Origin of the sequence: Paenibacillus profundus (assembly GCF_021369635.1) — a bacterium.
Lineage (GTDB): Bacteria > Bacillota > Bacilli > Paenibacillales > Paenibacillaceae > Paenibacillus_B > Paenibacillus_B profundus.
Map to the genome: position 1 here is coordinate 1 of NZ_JAJNBZ010000048.1, position 18,818 is coordinate 18,818.

The window sequence follows — 18,818 nt, forward strand, 5'->3', positions numbered from 1 at the left end:
TAAGCCAATTCATCCCAAGCCTAAAGGCAAGGGCTTTCTTAGCTAATTTCTGTAACAGGATCTCCTGTCATCTCATCCCCTTCATCAGGTTCCGACATGCTGCTCAGAGGCTTGGTTCAATAAATAATTCTTGCTCCTTTTCAGCAACTGGAGCTCTCTGTGAAAGAATTCATTTATTTACTCTTCTCTTCATCGCGTTTAAATATTTTGTATATGATAACAAATTCTCCTCAATATTGTAAATAAGTTCTTATAACTATTCGCTGAATTGTTTCTTCTTATACGCTACGAAGATGACGCGCACGCGTTCACACCCTCGGACATCAATTTATTTGCTGTCGGTTCGTTTTTCGTTCGGGATGGCTGTAACCGCATCCGCATTGGAATAGCTGTACTTGTTGACAGTGAAGCTTCCGAGATCGGTCATCGCCCCGAAGCTATCCATCGTTCCATAGCGTACAAATCCGGTCATCGGGAGACCAGCTCACCCTTCCTCCAAGCGCTTCGCTCACGAAGCGAAGCGGTACGAAGATTAATATGAAGCGACCCGATTGTGAATTATTCTTACAGCTTGCCAATATGTTTTCCATAGCGTACAAGCATTGTTGCCAATTAATCGATACAAGCACCCGTTATATGCGAACATTTGTTTTCAACTACCATGTAGTTATGGTAATATTGGTTCTATGTCACACAGTAGAAGGAGCATCATGAGAAGACATCTGATTCCACTATTCCTAGTTTTAACGTTGATCGTTGCCATCCTTCCTGCTTCAGCCATCGCACATCCAGGTAAGACCGATGCCAATGGGGGGCATACGTGCCGTACCAATTGCCAGCAATGGGGGCTTACAGATGGAGAGTATCATTATCATAACAAGGATGGCAGCATAAGAAGGGCCACCGACAAAAAATCAGCTCAAAAAAGCACTGGCGCGGCATTGATTCTCCCGAAGAAACAAGCTGCCGGTACGCTGCAAGTCTACTATTTAGATGTAGGACAGGGAGATTCCACTCTCATTCGAACACCAAAAAACCAATACATATTAATTGATGCGGGTGACAATGACAAGGGAAAAGACGTCGTAACCTATCTCAAGCACCTCGGGGTAAAGCAGCTTGATGTAGTAATTGCCACCCACCCGGATGCCGACCATATCGGTGGCTTGGATGATGTTATTCATGCATTTCCAGTCCAAGCCGTCTATGCACCTAAAGTATCACATACAACACAAACCTTTAAAGATTTCTTATTAGCTGTGAAGAAACAAAAGCTCACGATAAAAACGGCAAAAACCGGCGTTGACATACCGCTTGCTGGAATGACTGCCAAGTTTGTCGGACCAGTTAATGAATACGGAAATGAGCTCAACGAATGGAGTGCGGTTTTGCGCCTGCAATACAAAGATACTTCCTTTTTGTTCACCGGTGATGCGGAGCAGAAAAGTGAAGCAGACATGATAAAAAGCGGGGCCAACTTATCTGCCGATGTACTCAAGGTAGGACACCATGGCTCTACTACATCTACATCACAGAAATTTCTGAATGCGGTCAAACCTGCACATGCCATTATTAGTGCAGGAACAGGCAACAAGTATGGACATCCAACGAAGGATATACTCACTCGTCTAAAAAAAGCGAACTCCAAAATATATCGAACCGATCAGCAAGGAACGGTCACTGCAATCAGTGACGGGAAGAAGATAACATTCGTAACAGCGAGGTGAACGATGTGAAAAAAGGGATAATTGACCGTATTGAGGGAGATATTGCGGTCATTGAGCTTGATGGAAAGACGCATGACTTCCAAAAGTCATTGCTCCCGGATGGCGCTAAAGCTGGGGATGCTGTAATCATCTGCAAAGATAAAATAACAGTCGACCCAACAGAAACAGCAAAGCGAAGGCAGGAAGCAGAAGATTTGATGTCCGAGCTGTTCAATGCTCAATCTGAATCAACGGGAGAGTGAACATAAGGCTACTTCGGCGACTTTTAACTTGCTCAATCTGAGCCATTGGAAGAGTGGATATAAGAGCACATCGAGGTTGAAGAACACGAGAGGGCGAATTGACATCCGCTAACGAGGACCCATTCTAAAAAAGAAGAATCGCCTGATAGATGCTGGCATCTAACAGGTGATTCTTCCTCATTAAGCTATAGCAACTTCACTTGATTTTTATTCACAGGCTCAAAATTGAACCTTTAGTCCCGTCTTCCCGGATTCATATATAGCCGCGACCATCTTCTGAGTTTTCAAGGCTTCTTCCCCTGTAATATGCAACGGCTCACCATTGATTACAGCATCGTAGAAGTTCCCGATTTGATGGATGTGGCTAATCCCCCAGTATGTTTTTACCCCTTCGCCGTAATCGATTACGTTGTTGCGATCGGTGTCCCGGCTAATTTCAGTGCCGTCTTCATAATGAATGGCGCCTTGCTCGGCCTTGATATGCGCGGTTCCTTTCTCGCAGTGCAATTCAATCTCCACTGGAGCATCATAGCTATGATAGTTCATCGCGTAGAAAGAGGCCATCGTCCCGTTTTTGAACTCGATAACTCCATCAGCCACGTCTTCAACGTCGATTTGTCGATGCGTGCGATTTTCAATGTGAGCGGATATCGCAGCAATATCGTCTCCGATGAACCATCTCATCAAATCCAATGTATGAATGGCCTGATCGATAATGACGCCGCCGCCTTCTTTATCCCAGGTGCCCTTCCAGTCGCTCTTGCTGTAATATTCGTCTGTCCGTTTCCAGGTGACAGAACAGCGGGCCCCAAGCACGCGCCCCAGCTTGCCGCTGTCGAGAGCTTCCTTAATCAACACGGAGCCTGGATTATAGCGGTTTTGAAAAATGACTCCGAATGTGACATTGTGTGTGCGGCACGCCTCGATCATCGCCTCCGCATCCGCCACCGTAATGCTCATCGGCTTCTCCGTAATGACATGCTTGCCTTTCTCTGCTGCATAGATGACGACAGGAGCATGCATATGGTGTGGTGTACATACATGCACAACGTCCAGGTCGGCCTCATCAATCATTTGTTTATAATCCAAGTAATAAGCACAGTTGTATTGATTGGCTGCTTTCTGTGCCCGATCTTCTTTGACATCACATATAGCCACTAATTCTGCATGTTCATTCAGCTCTACGGACTTGGCATGCATTGGAAAAATATTTCCACAGCCCACGATACCTACACGCTGTTTCTTCATTAATACCAACCTCCATCCTAGTAACACCTCTATCATAGCTTGGCATCGCTTACTTGCCCATGAATGATTTAAGCGTTACCTGAATTATTTGGCTGATATTACTCATTCAAGTGCTCACCCAAAAACTTCACAATTCCATCCTCGGAGTCTTGAGAGTATTCCCAAACCATTGCCCCTCCCAAGTCTTTACCTTGAATGTACGCTATTTTTTCCTTTAACGCTTCTTTATCCTCATAAGTGATGAACATATCCCCATCATATAAAAATGCGGTCTTTGCCTTCTCGTCATAATAACGTTTAAATCCTTGTTTACTCCTATATTTTTGTTCGATGGTTTTATAACTCAAATCCACTTTGTCTATATCGATTGGTTTTCCGGCAGCAAACGCTCCGTTTCCTCCACCTTCGCTTTTCACGCCTTCCCATCCGTACGAATAGGCCGGAATGCCCAGAAGCAGCTTCTTACTGTCAATGCCGTGCTGCAAATACATATTGATAATTTCATCCACGCTATCTTTGGCCTTCTCGTTGGCATCCTTGTACAGATTGGCGTTGTACCCTGTCGTATCAGACCATCGGCCCGTCAAGTCATAGCTCATGACGTTGATGAAATTGACGTACTTCTCTACTTGTTTAACCTCTACATTGTTGAAATACCAGTCTTGCGTTCCCGCAGCAAAGGTCAACACATATTTTTTATTTTTATGGGGCAGCTTATTAAGCTTTTCCCTTAATTCTTTCATCAGGTACGTAAAGTTCGCAGTATCCTCGGCGCGTGCCTTTTGTGTTCCCCAAGCATCAAAAGCTGGAAACTCCCAGTCGATGTCCACCCCGTCCAAGTCCAGCTCCTGCACCATCCCAACAATGCTTTCAGTAAATTGATACCGATTGGCGTCCAGCGAGGCATCCGAAAATCCATCCACATTATACCCTCCGATAGCCAGCACAAAGCGTGTTTGCGGATGATTCTCTTTCAGCTTTTTGATGTTCGCTTTGATTTGATCGTTTGAGGCAGGATCTTCGTGAAAATAAATATTGTTTTTATCTATTTTTGCGAAGGCGATAAATGCAATATCCACCTTCTTATCCTGCAGCTTGATATCGCTTAAATTTTTCCATATCGGAATATAAACAGTATTCATTTTATGGTTTGTATTGTGCAAATTATAAAAATAGAAGCCCATCCCTATTATTAACATCACGATAAACGCTTTTGTATAATGGCTTACACGCATCATTAACCTCTTCCACCAAATAGCACTTTGGTTATGAATTTATTGAGATTCAACAATTTGACCGTAATGTAACTGATTGCAAAGATGGCAACTACATTAAACGCAAGGTTGAACGAAGTTTGCAGCAGCGTTCCCTCGGTGTCGGCCCGGCGGGATACGAGCAATTCGATTAGCAAATGAATAAGATAAATGCTGAAGCTCGCTTTTGACACGGAACCGATCATTTTTTTGATTTTGTGATTTACTTTTTCCCTTAATGAGCTGTCTTTCTCTTGAAAGTAAATAAATATGGCTATGGCCATAAAGAACGTCGTGATGGAATAATTCCCGTAAAACATTTCATCCAGCACGCCGTTGTACAGAGATGCAAAATAAGTCGCCACCGGAGTAACAAAAAACGAGATAATGCCCAAATTAAAAAATAATCTTTTCGGTCTCTCCGGCAGCCCATATGTAAACATATAGTATCCCAATACAAAATACCCTAAAAAACCCGTAAAAAAAGGAATGTTCAAAATAGGTATATTTATATATTGCGAAGTTGCTTTAAGCACGATATCAGATATCAAGCGATACAGGATGCTGATAATGAACCAGAGCGTTAAATAATAACGCAAATCCTTCTCGCTGCACGCCTTCACCAATTTGCTAATCAAAGGAACCGTCATATAAATAGCGATGATAGCATACAAAAACCATAAATGAACATAGTTCCCGTCTGTCAGTAATTTATAAGCGAAATCTCCGAGAAATTGATAGACGTTCATGTGGCTGTTAACGATAAAATATTGCGTGTACAAGGCATAAATCAAAGACCAGCTCACTAGCGAGATGACTAAAGGCAATACTCTTTTTATGTAGAAGTCCCTGTATGATTGGACGTCAATCCGCAGTATCATCGCTCCGCTAATCATGAAAAATACAGGAACCGCAAATCTCGAAATGGAATTGAACACATTGCTGACCCACCATGACGGGGTGTCAAAATCGTTCGTTCTGGTCAGCAAATCCGCGGTAATATGCAGCACAATAACAGCTATAATGGAAATGATCCGCAATATGTCAATGTATATAATTCTATTATTTTTGAAAACACTCTCCATGGCAGCCTCCTAAGTTAGCCTATATGATCTGTTTGGGCAAAATTAACTGATGGTTGCAACCCCTTTGCGCTCTACATAACCCCAGCCTTCATCATTGTCGAAATATTTAAAGGTTCCGACAATATTTAAATAAAGCAATAAATTTCGGTACGTTAACAATTCATACTGGCTGAATAAGAACATTTTCAAATAATCCTTGAACGCATAACTGCTTTCGTATTTTTTGCACAGGTACAGCGAGATGATAATTTGTGTGGCATTCACGATTAATGTGATGCTTAACATCATAAGCGCTTGAATGATGTCGCCGCCAAAAAGCGCGATTTGCAGCAAATAAAAAATGGTTGTGAAGGCGGTCAGCGTTCCCAATACAAAACCGTCAATCGCAAAAAACAGGCTGACGCCCAAGCTGAACTTTTCCGACAGTTTGGACCAATATATTAAGATGCAATCGACAAAAGCCTTTTGCCATCGGATCCGCTGCTTATAGAAGTTGGGGATATTTTCTGGACATTCCGTATAGCATACCGCTTCCGGGGCATACACCAGCTTCTGCTTCAACTTATTCGCCTTCAAATACTCATGAATTTTCAGGGTGATGTCGATATCCTCTCCAACCGTGCTTCTGAAGCCATTAACTTGGATCAAGATCTCTTTGTAGAACGCGCCGAATGCGCCTGAGATGACAACAATGGAATTAAATACAGATTGCGTTAATTTCCGGACATAGAAACCATGAATGTAATTAATAATTTGGCTTTTGATAATCCCTTTGCCCGCAAATTGCTCTACGATGACTCCGTTCTTTTTTTGGGCGCCTTGCACGATTTTAACGGTGCCGCCCAGTGCGATTATATCCTTGTCATGGAAATATTGATTGACATATTTAAGCGAATTGACTTCGAGCATGCTGTCCGCATCCAGCGTTATGACAATGTCGGATTGAGCACAATCGATGCCCACATTTAAGGAATCCGCTTTTCCACCGTTCAATTTGTCGATGACGAATATATTTTGATAGATTTTCGAACCATATATCCCTTTAATCTCCTTATAAGCAAGCTTTTGATCCGGTTTTCTGTCAATGGGCTCCAACTCCAGCAGCTCATGAAGCCGCCGGAATGTATCATCCTTCGAACCGTCGTTTATGATGATGACTTCATGGTTGCCGTAATTCAGCCCCTCCATCGCTTTGATGCAATTTGCAATGGTAAGCTCCTCGTTATAAGCGGGGACCAGCACCGATATTGATTTTTCGGAAAGATTGTTGTCTAATTTTTTTACTTTGCTGAATAATAAGGGGACGATGGTATATAGCAATTGAAATACTAGAAATACAGTTGTCGTTACATAAAAAAAGTATTGCATAGCGCCCACTCCTTCTTATCTTTCTACACGATAATGCATGATACAGTAATGGCGTTAGGCGGAAGTTCTATATATTCTGCAGGCACTATGGATGTATGTTCTTCCACTGTGAAAATGCGGGTTATCTCTTAGATGTCTTATTGATGGGGAGTAAATGCGTGAGCTGCCGGAGAGAATGTCACCGGTATTCTATTTGTTTCACCTTCTTTCTGAAAACGAGCATGAAATCTTTTCTATTATCAAACTATCCTATTCATTACCCAAAAGTAAAACCGCTTTAATTTTAAAGAAAACGAATACATCGCTTTCATCCGGGTACAATCTTCCATTTGTTCCATTTTACATGGTATCAAATTTTCAACTCATCTTTACCATTTTGAGGCTTTCCAAGGGAAAAGAGCGTGGCACAACAAAAAAGCCCTTGCTGCTCGCAAGGACTGTCGTTTACATTGGTGGTGCGGTCAAGAGGACTCGAACCTCCACGTCATTGCTGACACTAGAACCTGAATCTAGCGCGTCTGCCAATTCCGCCATGACCGCAAACTATGATTATGTTATCGTTCTGAGACCTGATGCGGCCTCAACACTTCATTAGTATATAATGATGTGTTAACCGTGTCAAGCGTGTTGAAACGAATGAACATATGCAATTTTTTCTATCTGAGTTTCTTGCTCATTTTTTTCTATTTAACTCATTCAGCTTTCTATAGGCTTCTATAAATTGAGTCGGATCGTCTTTTACGTAATACGTCTGAACGCCTCGATTGGTATGCAAGTAGAGGAAACCGATAGCATCTTCTTCTCGGCTTTTTCGGTAGTACGAAATATCGTAAATTCTATCCATTGCAATCCGTTCCTCTTTCACGGTAATCTCATGGCTGTACAGCTTCATATGGAAGGAGGTCTCCGTAATTCGCTCCACTGTGCATTCAATTTTTCTCCTGATCTCGATACACCTCTGAGCTGCCAATGCTTTCATAGATGACATCCTCCTTTCCGGCAACCGTGCCATGCGATGCTTTACATTATACATGATTCTCTGCCGTTTTTTTCAAATCAACCTTCCGGATGTCCTCGACGTTCGTCGTCAACATCGAACCCTTGAGCTTATAATAAATATCAAATGTGCCCTCGTATTGATGGCCCTTCAGCTTCCGCCACCCTTTCATCTCTCCGCTGGCCGCAACGTCGTACAATTTCGTCTTTTTCGGTTGCGATTTTTTTCTCTACTTGTCACGTGCTTGTTCTGAAAAATTATGAACATTATTCAAACGAATGAAAATCATATTGCAATCTGACAGGATGAAGTCTACTATAAATGGTACATGTAGGTATTAATTTACTTTATATTCCCACATGATGGATGTCATCTTAGCTGGGTTGCCTAAAATAATCTGAAAAAGGAGAAGGTTTAAATGAGAAAAAGACAAAGTTCCAAAGCATTAAGCGTTATCATGATATTGGCTTTATTTTTCAGCGTTTTTACTGTACCCGTTTCAGCAGAATCGGCACCAGAAAGTGCAGAGGCCATTCAGCCGCTCACTCCGGAAACCGTAAATCGGTTTTCTGTTCCAGCATTCCCGGATTTGCTTGATATGACTGCTGTTGATGCACTCATTGAACAGAAAGACGACAACATCACCCTTGAGCCTTCCTTCTCAACAAAGTCTTCCTATAATGTTGCCGACGCGCTCATGAATTTTAATGACACCCTAACTGCCGAGGACCCTGATGATTTGTGGTTTTTTAAAGTTCCTAGTGACAGAAGCATGATCATGAACCTGGTGTCCAGCAACTCCGCTTATGTGGCGCGGCTGTATCTGGTTGATTGGAACACTGGAGAAGCTGCGGCGACTAACGTGTCAGTCTCTGCAGGCTATCAAGTCTCCTTGAAAGAGCTGCCTGCAGGAGATTACGCCATTCGTGTCTATTCCGATGGAACAGTTGGCGATTCTTATACAATTCGGATGAATGCCCTGAATAAGCCAAATTATTCAAGCATATTGCACGCTTCCGCTTCCTTATTGAATGTAGTGGCAGAGTATCCGGATGGCGCCGTTTATTCCAATGGGGTTTACGTTGGTACGGGAAAGGGAGAAAATCCACATCTTGATTGGAAGCGCGAGTTTACTAACTCTTGGGGAAGTGGATATACCCATCGCTCGCATAACATATCTAGCGTCAAAATAAAGTCCATTTCCGCTCCGGTCAATTATTCTTCTTCATCCGCGTCTTCCAATAAGGCGATTCTTATCTATGTAGATAAAGGGACGCTATTTACGTATTTCGTGTCCGCTTATCAATCCGGACCTAACCATGAATACGATAACTCATTTGTAGATACGCTGGGAAAAACAACCCCGAGACGGATTGACGAGGACGATTTGGAGAATTGGGGCGACCACATTCTCGTGTATGATTTAAACGAAAACAAGGCAATTGACTTTTTTAGCGTTCTTAACTTCTACTATGCAAGCGGAGTCGAAGCCATACCTACCATCACTTATTTAAATTAACCAAGATATACGTCTCAGGCTTATCAGGAAGCCGTAAAAGGAAAAGGCATTATCATGAGCATGTCCCGCAAGGGAACGCCCGCTGATAATGCCTCCATTGAATCGTTTCATTCTACGCTAAAGTCACTGGTGAGAGGGCTCGAACCTCCACGATCATTATCTAACCTATTAATCATAAACTCCAACCTTCTGCTCTTTTTCTTATTTGCAAAAAGTTCTTATAAATTCCGACTTCTTTTATTAAGTCTTCATGCGTTCCCCTTTGAGCGATTCCGCCATTATCAAGCACAATAATTTGATCCGCATTTTGGATGGTCGCTAAACGGTGCGCAATAATAAGGATCGTCTTGCCTGCAACTAGCGCACTGATCGCTGCTTGAATTTCGTGCTCGTTTTCCGGATCAATACTTGCCGTTGCTTCGTCCAGAATAATAATAGGCGCATCTTTCAGCATCGCCCTTGCAATGGAAAGCCGTTGTTTTTCACCGCCCGACAACGTTGATCCGCCTTCTCCAACCATCGTGTCATAACCATCCGGCAATGCCATAATAAACTCATGGCAGCGTGCCTTTTGAGATACCTCCACGACTTCCTCCAAGGTGGCATCCGGCTTTCCGAAGCGGATATTGTTTAGTATGGTATCATGAAACAAATACACCTTTTGGAATACGATACTCATATTTTTCAACAAGCTTTCACTCGTAACCTCGCGGATATTTACTCCGCCGATTTCGATCTGCCCCTGATCCACATCATAAAATCTCGCGATCAGCTTGCATAGCGTTGTTTTCCCGCTTCCGGAAGGTCCGACGATTGCCGTAGTTGTATGTTCCGGAACCGTAAAGGAAACGTCCCGAATCACCTGCCGTCGCTCATAGCCAAACGATACATTCGTGAATTGAATATCAAATTTCTCCAAATGGATTTCTTTACTATGCTTATCCAGAACCTCCGTCTCATTCATCTCTTCCAGCTTGTCCAGCGTTGCGTCAATCACCTTCAATACATGGGAGGCGTTATTCATCGCTTCAACCTGACTAAAGATCACGAATGAAAAAATAACCATCATGATCATCGTCGATAACGGAATGATTTCATTCATCGCCAGCCATGCTGAGACGGCAACGATGCCAGTTGAAGCAGCATGAAGGGAGAGCAGATGCAGGCTATTGTACGGCATATAATTTTTTTCGATTTTGATATTGATCTCTTTGCCCATTTCATACGCCTTATGAATACTTTCTTTCGTAAAGCCCTGCTGATGATAAGCTTTCACTTCAGGCATTCCCCGAATATACTCAATCGTCGCTGAAATCATGCGATCCTTGGCTTGCTGATGAATCGGCGCATTCTCTTCACTTTTGCTGCGCAGCAATTTTAAGAATAGTGCAGAACACGCAATGCCTGCAATAGCCGCAAGCGCAACTGCATAATGATAAAAAGCCAAGCACAGAACTAGGGTAAATACACTGATGTAGCCGTTTACGATGACATCGATCATCTTCATGCCGTGCATTTCGATAAAGGATAAATCTGTCGTTACAGCCGAAGTAATATCTCCCGCTTTTTTACGATAAAAAAAACCCAATGATACCCGCTTTAAGAGTCCGCCAATGTGAATTCGTTGTTCAGCCGTCACTTCATACCCCACACTTTCTTGCGTGGATGCACGAAGATAGCCAAACATAAAACGGCCGGCCACAGCTATCACCATAGAAATGGCGATATACACGATAGAGCTTGTCGCGAGCGACTCCTTGCCATTCATATCTTCCAGAATCAGCTTTAAACTATAAGCGGCAATGATGACAGGCAAGGCGGTGAAGAGAGTATGGAAAAAAGAATAGACAAACCCGATATAGATACGCTTTCGCCGAGTACCCGTCCAATTCAGCAAACGCTGGATCGATCTAACCATTGGCATGCACCTCCTTGGCACTGCTGCTCGCTGCCCATGCTTTTGCGCCGATATGGGCCTCCCACATATGCCGATACAATTCGCATGTCTGAAGAAGCTGGTTATGACTTCCTGTGGATTCAATCTGTCCATGATTGAGCACGATAATTTGATCCGCATGCTGAATCGTTGACAATCTATGGGCAATGACGAACAAAGACTTTCCTTTTGTTAAAGCGGCAATCGACTTCTGCAGCTTCTCTTCATTCTCGGGATCGGTAAAAGCGGTCGCTTCATCCAAAATGATAATGGGAGCATTTTTTAGCATTGCTCTGGCAATTGCCACTCGCTGCTTTTCTCCTCCGGACAGCCTGCCCCCTACCTCTCCGGCAAGAGAATGATAGCCATGCTCTAATTGCTCGATAAAATCATGGCAGCAAGCGGCCTTAGCCGCTGCAATCACCTCTTCGTCTGTCGCATTCGGATCGCCGAGCCGAATGTTGTCGATCAAGGAGCAATCGAACAGGAAATTGTCTTGCGATACGAAGCTGACGGTATTCGCTAATTGATCCAGGGGAATTTGTTTGAGCGGAACATTTCCAATCGAAATCTCTCCGTCCGTTACATCCCAAAACCTCGCAATCAATTTGGCAATGGTCGATTTCCCGCTTCCCGAAGGGCCTACCAGTGCCGTAAAGCTTCCTTCCGGAAACGTTAGATTGATCGAATGGAGCACCTTGTTTTGTGCGGACACTGTGTCTTGCGAATGCGCTGAATACGAGAAGGAAACATCGGTAAAGATTACTCCGTATTGATCGAATTGGACTTGTTCTGATGCATTCTCCAGCTCTTCTAACTGTAAAAATTCATTGACTTCCATAACGGCATATTCGATCGTCTTCGCGTTATTCACAAATAAGGTGAAGCTCGTGAGCGGCCCAACAATTCCTAAGGATAAAATGAAGCAAATCGCCAGCTCGGAAGGACCCAATGTCCCCGTCTGATACAAGTACATCCCGACAGGTACAGTACCGAGCAAGGTTGAAGGCAAGACGGCATTGGAGAAATTCATCAGCTTCCAGGTATTGCGAAACCAGCTCAGCGTATAGTCTTTAAAGGATTGAATGGCTTGCTCAAACTTTTCATAAGAGGACGATGATTGATTGAATGTTTTGATGACTTCAATTCCTTCTACATACTCCACAATGACACTATTGACGTGATTGCTTGATTCCATGTAAGACGCATATTGCTTATTAAAGGATTTCATTAAATAAGCAAAGGCGATTGCCGCAATAGGTACGGTTAGCAGGGATGCAAATGCCATCCGCCAATCGATAAACAGCAAATACGCAAACACGCAGACCGGCAACAAAAGGTTTGATATGCCTTCAGGGATGATATGCGCAAGCGGCAGCTCGATCGTTTCTACCCGATCGATCATAACATTCTTCAGCTTGCCTACCGATTGGTTCTGTACCGTTCCTAACGGAGCTTTCATTAGCCGCTCAGCAATCCGAACACGCATGGATTCCAGGATTTGATAAGCTGCATGATGAGCCAACGTCGTTGAAACAGCATGAAAAATGATTTTCACCCCATAGCCGCCAAGACAAATACCAGCCCAAAAAACAATGTCGCGAAACTGAACTTCATGAGTCATAAACAAATGAATGATCTGATAGACGCCGAAATAAGGGATAATTCCTCCAGCAACACTAATGATTGCACACGCTACCGAGAGCGCCAGCCGATTTTTACAGCCATCGGCAAACGACCAGACAATGGCAACCCAATTTGAATTTTTCATTAAGATATTCACACCCGCTAATGATATGTTTTGAATAAAGAAAGCTTGCCGAGCATGTCAAAGTGAAACAGGATGAGGACTGCCAAGGTTGATCCGATCCAAAAAGATCCTATAAAGATATAATCCTGCCTTGCCATTGATGATCGGCGAAAATACGTACGAGTTCGGTAAGCTCCGAAGGCACGCGAATCCATCGAATAGGCCATACGTTCTGCGTGACGTAAGGATGAGGATAGGAGAGGCAGCGCATATCTTTGAGTTCGTTCCATGATTCTGCGAGACCCCTTCCCTGTATAGCCGCGAACCTGGTGAGCCATTTTGACAAGCTGAAACTGCTGCATCAGAATAGGAATGAAACGAAGAACAGCCAGTGTACCGAATCCAAAGCGATAGTTGACTCTCCATTGTTGAATGAGCGCGCGAATAAGATCCGCTGTGTCTGTCGTCAAGGTGAATAACAGCGATAGAACGAGCATGGCAAGCAATCGCAATCCTGTAGCTAACCCAAATAATACCCCCGATTCATATACATCAACGAATCCGAAAGAAAATAATAGTTCCGAGCCTTCGTTGATCCGATCGCTGACCAAGAGCGGATACAGAAGAATGAATCCAAGAACAATGAGCAGCATGGGCGCACATACTTTGGCATAACGCATCAATGGAATTCTCCCCAGCATAAGCGTGATGCCTATCGTTAGATTGATAAACAGCAGCGGTGTCCAGACATTGGTCGTCAAAGCCAGGAAAATGGCTGGCGGGCCTATTGCCAGTAATTTGCTAAGGGGATTCAGACGATGCAGATAACTCATACAGATGCCGCCCGAAATTGCCGTTCGATTTCCACAGATGGCGGCAAGTTAAGACCTGCTTCGACAAGCAACTCCTTCCGGTCAAACAAAGCTTGTACCGTTCCGTGGAAGATTAGCCTGCCTGTCTTCAAAACTGCTGCGTGATCGGCATATTCAGCAATCAAGCCCATATCATGCGAGATGATGATGATGGTATGGCCCGTCTCCTGTAATTCCTTCATCAGTTGCATAAGCTGATGTGCATTGCGCCCATCTTGTCCGAATGTCGGTTCATCCAGAATAAGCAGCCTTTGTCCGGTAATAAGCATGGAAGCTGTGCTTAAACGCCGTTTCTCGCCATGACTTAGTTGAAATGGATTGGCTTCGATATATTTCTTAAGCCCAAATCGATCCAGCATCTGTTCAACTCGTGAGTAAATTTCATCTGGAGACAGCTGCATCCCTTTCAGTCCAAAGGCCAGTTCGTCGAACACGCGATTCGTGACAAATTGATGTTCGGGATTTTGAAAGACGTACCCAACCTCTCTCGCCATGTCATGTACAGGCCATTCCACAAGATCACGTCCGTGCAAATATATGACCCCTTTATCCGCCTGTTGCAGCTTGATCATGTAGCGTGCCAGAGTCGACTTGCCCGCACCGTTCTTTCCAACAATGGCCAGAAAGTCACCCTTGGGCACACACAAATGCATGGGCCGCAAGATGCATGCTTTCTTTTGAGTAAATTCGACCGGTCTGATTTCTATGGCAAGCTCATCTTTTACCAGGCTAGGTTGTATTTTACCCACAAAAGTATGCGCGGTATCGTTAACAGCTTCAGCATTCATTCTCGAAGCAATTCCTGCTGCAGCTTGCAGAGCAAATTCGTCGTTCTCTCCTGTCAAGCGGATCCTTTCCAGCATTTCTACCGTTTCATTCACGGTAAGCGGAGTTCCAGAAACAGCAATCCCCCGTTTTATTAGCTCACAAGTAAATGTAACGCTGTAGGGCAGCCAAACGCCCTCTTGTATTAATTCATTATATTTGTGGTAAAAAACTTCACGAGGATGACCATCCGCTATGATCCTTCCATTTTTTCCAAGAACCAGGACACGATCTGCCATATCCATTAAATCGTCAAGCTTATGTTCGATCATGATAATCGTATAATTGCCGCTCTTTCGTAGATTTCGCAGAATGGCAAACAATTCCCTCGTACCCTCTGGATCAAGATTTGCCGTCGGTTCATCCAGGACGAGAATTCGCGGCTGCATACATAATACAGAGGCCAGCGCGAGCCGTTGTTTTTGTCCGCCGGAGAGCTTGTCAATCTGCCATTGCCTGAATTCCGACAAACCGGTTTGCTGTAACGCCACCTCAATTCTCCGCTCCATTTCGTTGGGACCTAGGCATAAATTTTCCATACCAAAAGCGACCTCATCTTCCACTTTCATGGTGACCAGTTGTGCTTCCGGATCTTGAAAAACAATGCCGACTTGTCTTGCCAGTTCCGCAATCGGCGTTATAGATGTATCTTTCCCTCCCACTCGGACGACTCCGCTGAACTCCCCATAAATACTATTAGGAATCAAGCCATTCAAGCAGAGCACAAGCGAGCTTTTCCCCGCTCCGGAAGCACCAAGCAGCAAAACCGTTTCATTATTGCCGATCATTACATCTATGCCGTCCAGTACAGGCTTGATTGTTCCCGCATAAGTAAAGTGAACATCGTGCATTTCAATCATGAGTTTCACTTCCTGTAGGTATGATCTAATGATGATCTGCGATAATCTGCTAACAAACCTAATTTCAACATCGACTCTGCCAACAATTTGGACAATATTCCACCGATCGCTCCGCCTACGGCACTCACCACGAGCATGGTGATTTGAACGCCAATCGATAATGCCGCATGGCCGTATAAGGGGTATTCAAGAAGAGTGCTTAAAATGGTGGCGACCGAGCCGCTTATCATCAAAAACAGAGTTGAATATTTTCTATACAGTACCGCTAAAAAAGGAACTTCACACTCAAGCCCGGCCAGGGCTGCCCATACAATTCCGATTAAACCATAGGGTGAAAATGGCAGCATGACCAGGCCGCCAATCGTCATAGAAACTAGAGCAGCACCAGGTTTTCTAATGAGATAAAGAGCCATGAGACCGGGAATCATAAAAATCCCGTCCGTTATTCTCGAATACGCCGGACCTAATATGGCAGCAAGCGGGAAATAAGCAAACGTCACGGCAAGTAAAACAAAAGCAAACACAACGCCAATCATTCCTGTGATCAAAATATCCTTTGTATTCCAAGCAGCCCTCCTGCGCTGTACAGGCTTGCTATATGCAAGATCTTTCTCCATGCCGCCCACCATCCTATTTTCTCATTGATAATCAATTTCATTTGCATAGTTATTATCATAAATAAAAAAAGAGCGGTTTAACCGCTCCAATCCGTCTGAGTATGCTCCATTCGGACAACGTCTTTCTGGTACATGGCTGGTGTCATCCCTTTAATCGCTTTAAATGCCGCTGCAAACTTGCTCGGATTGCTATAACCGACCTTTCCTGCGATGATCGTTATTGTATCGTCGCTGTGCCTCAGTAAATAGGCAGCCCTTTCCATTCTGTACTTTCGTAAATAGGCATAGATGGATTGCCCGTAAATAGCCTTGAAGCATAGCTTCATCGCCGTTTGCGAAATATGAAATCGACTTGATAAGTCTTGCAATGTCATATGCCGATCCAAATGGTTACGAATATAATCCATAATCACTTTCACCGTCTCCACTTGCTTTTTAGGAAAATAGGGGCGGCTTTCCCCATCTTCGGAAACGTCTACGGCACTTAAAATGAGCAGCAGCTCTATAATTTTGATTCTAAAATACGGAATTCGGATCAGTTCTGGAACAGCATACAACTCTGTGAAAATTTGTCGGATCGGTTCTGTAGTTCGCATCAGAAATGAGCGGTCTTCATTGCAAAACTTTGCACACAGCAAACGCAGATCGACTGAAAATGGTTCAAATATAGAAGCAGATGCTGTCATGGCTTCATCCAGATAAATACCGATAGTAATGCCTCTATATTCATTCAGCGGAAATCCAAACGTCTGATCAGGATGATTTTTCGTGCTGATTTGCAAATCTCCTTCATCCAGGTACATATAAGAACCATTTTGAACTTCACATTCAATCCGGCCTTCACGACAATGATCAATCGTAAGCATCTGTGCATACGGCCGGAACTCGGAAAAACAGCTTTTCATTTGAAAATCATTATACATGAGCTTAATGCCGGGAAACACATCGTAGCTCGTCATGACGCCTGTACCGCTATCATCCTTCATCATAAATATCGTACACTCTTCATCCTGCCTATGTATCTCAATACTATTACCGTAAAATACGTGTTTATCGTAACCGCCGGCTATAATCATCTGCCTCCCTCTGCGTTGAACCTCTCATGGCAAAAGCCACGAGATTCCTAAGTACGAAAGACCTATCGGTCTCTAATTGATTAGGCTATCCCCGTAGTTCCTACGGTTAGAAGTCTTAGTCACAGCACGAACATAGCTGAGAACTTGCGAAGGTTTTTAGATACTACAACGACTTGCTTGTCGTACCATTTCGCTTTGTACTCAAGCATGGTTCTGAATTGTGACCAAGACACTTCACTAAGTGCTTTGGCTAACTTGTGATTTTTCAACATATTGGATACTTGCAAATCTTCAATACCAATTACATCGTGGTTTTTGATGATGTCAGTAGAGATTTTTTGCAAGTAGTCTGTTCTGGCATTGGTGATTCTTTCGTGGATACGCGCAACTTTAATGCGTTGCTTATTCCAGTTCGAACCGCCTTTCGTACGTCTGGACAGAATGCGCTGTGCGTTCGCTAATTTTTCTTCAAGTTTACGAAACCATTTTGGGTTAGCGAATATTTCTCCTGTACTCAAAATGGCAAGGTCTTTTAATCCAACATCAACGCCAACCGAAGAACCTGTTTTTTCTAAGGGGCGCACTTCTGTTTCAGCAAGAATGGACACAAAATATTTACCGCTTGGATTACGTCTAACGGTAGCATGAATAATACGACCATTTACTTCGCGACTGTTCGCAAAGCGAACGAGACCAAGTTTCGGCAATTTTATTTTATTACCTACAACCGCAATATTTCCGTTGGTTTGCTTTGTCGTATAAGACTGTACTTTGTTGTTTTTTGATTTGAAACGTGGCGCATCGTTTTGCTTCTTGTAAAAACGAGTGAACGCATCCGCAAGATTCTTAAGTGTAGATTGTAGGGAAATGCTGTCCACTTCTTTCAGCCACTCTAATTCCTTTTTCAATTGTGTTAATTCCGCTGAACAAGAACTGTATGTTAATCCCTTGCCTGTTTCCTTGTATGTTTCATTCCATTGTGCTAAAAAGCGATTGAATACAAAGCGAGAACAACCGATTGTTTTATGGATGAGAGTAGTCTGTTCTTTTGTTGGGTAAATGCGAAATTTATATGCCTTTTTTACGGTCACTGTTTCACCTCTCTTTCTGATTTTGGATGTATTGTCGGACCTAGCACCTCAAATATAAGACAGCATATGTCGGATAATTTAAGTGTCAATAGACACGTTTTATCCGAAGTCGAGAACACTCATGATTAAAATCACGAGTGTTCTCGGCTGATTAATAAAAAACTGTACAGTTCTCATATAGCAAGTATACAAATAAAAAACCTTAGGTTCCATGGCCCAAAGAGCTTCTATTCTGGAAAAAGCCTTATTCTTTGATAACTGTTCTTAAAAAACAAAAGGAGGACATGACCGTCATCGTCCCATCAATGGTCATCGTTCATCACTCCTGTAATGAACCGAATTTACATGCTAT

17 protein-coding genes, 1 tRNA gene and 2 pseudogenes are annotated in these 18,818 nt (G+C 43.4%); 4 read left to right on the forward strand and 16 right to left on the reverse strand.

The genetic code is table 11. The features are described from left to right. Positions 1 to 328 precede the first annotated feature (328 nt). The gene (locus tag LQV63_RS28930; RefSeq protein WP_233699306.1) at positions 329 to 472 is read right to left on the reverse strand and encodes a hypothetical protein; all 144 of its coding nucleotides are present in this window, start codon (positions 470 to 472) and stop codon (positions 329 to 331) included. Next, positions 438 to 590 carry a stalk domain-containing protein gene (locus tag LQV63_RS32235; protein ID WP_407672983.1) on the reverse strand — a complete coding sequence of 51 codons (153 nt, stop codon included), beginning with the start codon at positions 588 to 590 and terminating at the stop codon, positions 438 to 440. The genes LQV63_RS28930 and LQV63_RS32235 overlap by 35 nt, the downstream gene beginning before the upstream one ends. 120 nt (positions 591 to 710) lie before the next feature. On the opposite strand from LQV63_RS32235, the gene LQV63_RS28935 reads away from it, so the two are divergent. Together LQV63_RS28935 and LQV63_RS28940 are read left to right on the forward strand one after the other, a co-directional pair. Then, positions 711 to 1,727, forward strand: a complete 1,017-nt coding sequence (locus tag LQV63_RS28935; protein WP_233699307.1) for an MBL fold metallo-hydrolase — start codon at positions 711 to 713, stop codon at positions 1,725 to 1,727. Positions 1,728 to 1,732: 5 nt separating this feature from the next. Next, complete coding sequence (locus LQV63_RS28940; RefSeq protein ID WP_233699308.1) at positions 1,733 to 1,969, forward strand: DUF3006 domain-containing protein; 237 nt, start codon at positions 1,733 to 1,735, stop codon at positions 1,967 to 1,969. Between the two features lie 219 nt (positions 1,970 to 2,188). Here the strand turns inward: LQV63_RS28940 and LQV63_RS28945 are convergent, their stop codons facing one another. The 7 genes from LQV63_RS28945 to LQV63_RS28975 all read right to left on the reverse strand — a co-directional run bounded on the left by LQV63_RS28945 (position 2,189) and on the right by LQV63_RS28975 (position 8,092). Then, positions 2,189 to 3,217 carry a Gfo/Idh/MocA family protein gene (locus LQV63_RS28945; RefSeq protein ID WP_019424358.1) on the reverse strand — a complete coding sequence of 343 codons (1,029 nt, stop codon included), beginning with the start codon at positions 3,215 to 3,217 and terminating at the stop codon, positions 2,189 to 2,191. Positions 3,218 to 3,315: 98 nt separating this feature from the next. Beyond that, positions 3,316 to 4,452: a glycoside hydrolase family 18 protein gene (locus tag LQV63_RS28950; protein WP_233699326.1), complete on the reverse strand. Its 1,137-nt coding sequence runs from the start codon at positions 4,450 to 4,452 to the stop codon at positions 3,316 to 3,318. A 2-nt stretch (positions 4,453 to 4,454) separates the two neighbouring features. Beyond that, entirely contained in the window at positions 4,455 to 5,555 is a 1,101-nt protein-coding gene (locus tag LQV63_RS28955) for an acyltransferase (RefSeq protein ID WP_233699309.1), read from the reverse strand. Between the two features lie 42 nt (positions 5,556 to 5,597). Further along, entirely contained in the window at positions 5,598 to 6,923 is a 1,326-nt protein-coding gene (locus LQV63_RS28960; protein WP_233699310.1) for a glycosyltransferase family 2 protein, read from the reverse strand. 453 nt (positions 6,924 to 7,376) lie between these two features. Continuing rightward, a tRNA-Leu gene (locus tag LQV63_RS28965) sits at positions 7,377 to 7,463 on the reverse strand. A gap of 133 nt (positions 7,464 to 7,596) precedes the next feature. Continuing rightward, entirely contained in the window at positions 7,597 to 7,902 is a 306-nt protein-coding gene (locus LQV63_RS28970; protein ID WP_019424354.1) for a hypothetical protein, read from the reverse strand. A gap of 46 nt (positions 7,903 to 7,948) precedes the next feature. After that, positions 7,949 to 8,092 carry a hypothetical protein gene (locus LQV63_RS28975; protein ID WP_233699311.1) on the reverse strand — a complete coding sequence of 48 codons (144 nt, stop codon included), beginning with the start codon at positions 8,090 to 8,092 and terminating at the stop codon, positions 7,949 to 7,951. 246 nt (positions 8,093 to 8,338) lie between these two features. Here LQV63_RS28975 and LQV63_RS28980 point away from each other — a divergent pair, with 246 nt between their 5' ends. Together LQV63_RS28980 and LQV63_RS28985 are read left to right on the forward strand one after the other, a co-directional pair. Continuing rightward, the gene (locus LQV63_RS28980; protein WP_233699312.1) at positions 8,339 to 9,439 is read left to right on the forward strand and encodes a hypothetical protein; all 1,101 of its coding nucleotides are present in this window, start codon (positions 8,339 to 8,341) and stop codon (positions 9,437 to 9,439) included. Positions 9,440 to 9,445: 6 nt separating this feature from the next. Continuing rightward, positions 9,446 to 9,565 (forward strand): annotated as a pseudogene (locus LQV63_RS28985) (IS3 family transposase); the annotation flags it as partial. A gap of 46 nt (positions 9,566 to 9,611) precedes the next feature. Here the strand turns inward: LQV63_RS28985 and LQV63_RS28990 are convergent. The 7 genes and pseudogenes from LQV63_RS28990 to tnpB form a co-directional block, all read right to left on the reverse strand. Beyond that, positions 9,612 to 11,357 carry an ABC transporter ATP-binding protein gene (locus LQV63_RS28990; RefSeq protein WP_233699313.1) on the reverse strand — a complete coding sequence of 582 codons (1,746 nt, stop codon included), beginning with the start codon at positions 11,355 to 11,357 and terminating at the stop codon, positions 9,612 to 9,614. After that, complete coding sequence (locus LQV63_RS28995; protein WP_233699314.1) at positions 11,350 to 13,146, reverse strand: ABC transporter ATP-binding protein; 1,797 nt, start codon at positions 13,144 to 13,146, stop codon at positions 11,350 to 11,352. Before LQV63_RS28995 ends, LQV63_RS28990 begins: the two co-directional genes overlap by 8 nt. Before the next feature lie 17 nt (positions 13,147 to 13,163). Next, complete coding sequence (locus LQV63_RS29000) at positions 13,164 to 13,958, reverse strand: energy-coupling factor transporter transmembrane component T family protein (RefSeq protein ID WP_233699315.1); 795 nt, start codon at positions 13,956 to 13,958, stop codon at positions 13,164 to 13,166. Then, positions 13,955 to 15,682, reverse strand: a complete 1,728-nt coding sequence (locus LQV63_RS29005; RefSeq protein ID WP_233699316.1) for an ABC transporter ATP-binding protein — start codon at positions 15,680 to 15,682, stop codon at positions 13,955 to 13,957. The genes LQV63_RS29000 and LQV63_RS29005 overlap by 4 nt, the downstream gene beginning before the upstream one ends. Positions 15,683 to 15,687: 5 nt before the next feature. Beyond that, positions 15,688 to 16,299 carry an ECF transporter S component gene (locus tag LQV63_RS29010; protein ID WP_233699317.1) on the reverse strand — a complete coding sequence of 204 codons (612 nt, stop codon included), beginning with the start codon at positions 16,297 to 16,299 and terminating at the stop codon, positions 15,688 to 15,690. A gap of 77 nt (positions 16,300 to 16,376) precedes the next feature. Then, positions 16,377 to 17,375 (reverse strand): helix-turn-helix domain-containing protein, encoded by a 999-nt coding sequence (locus LQV63_RS29015; RefSeq protein ID WP_233699318.1) that lies wholly within the window; start codon positions 17,373 to 17,375, stop codon positions 16,377 to 16,379. Positions 17,376 to 17,496: 121 nt separating this feature from the next. Next, a pseudogene (gene tnpB, locus LQV63_RS29020) lies at positions 17,497 to 18,466 on the reverse strand (IS200/IS605 family element RNA-guided endonuclease TnpB); the annotation flags it as partial. Positions 18,467 to 18,818: the final 352 nt, after the last annotated feature.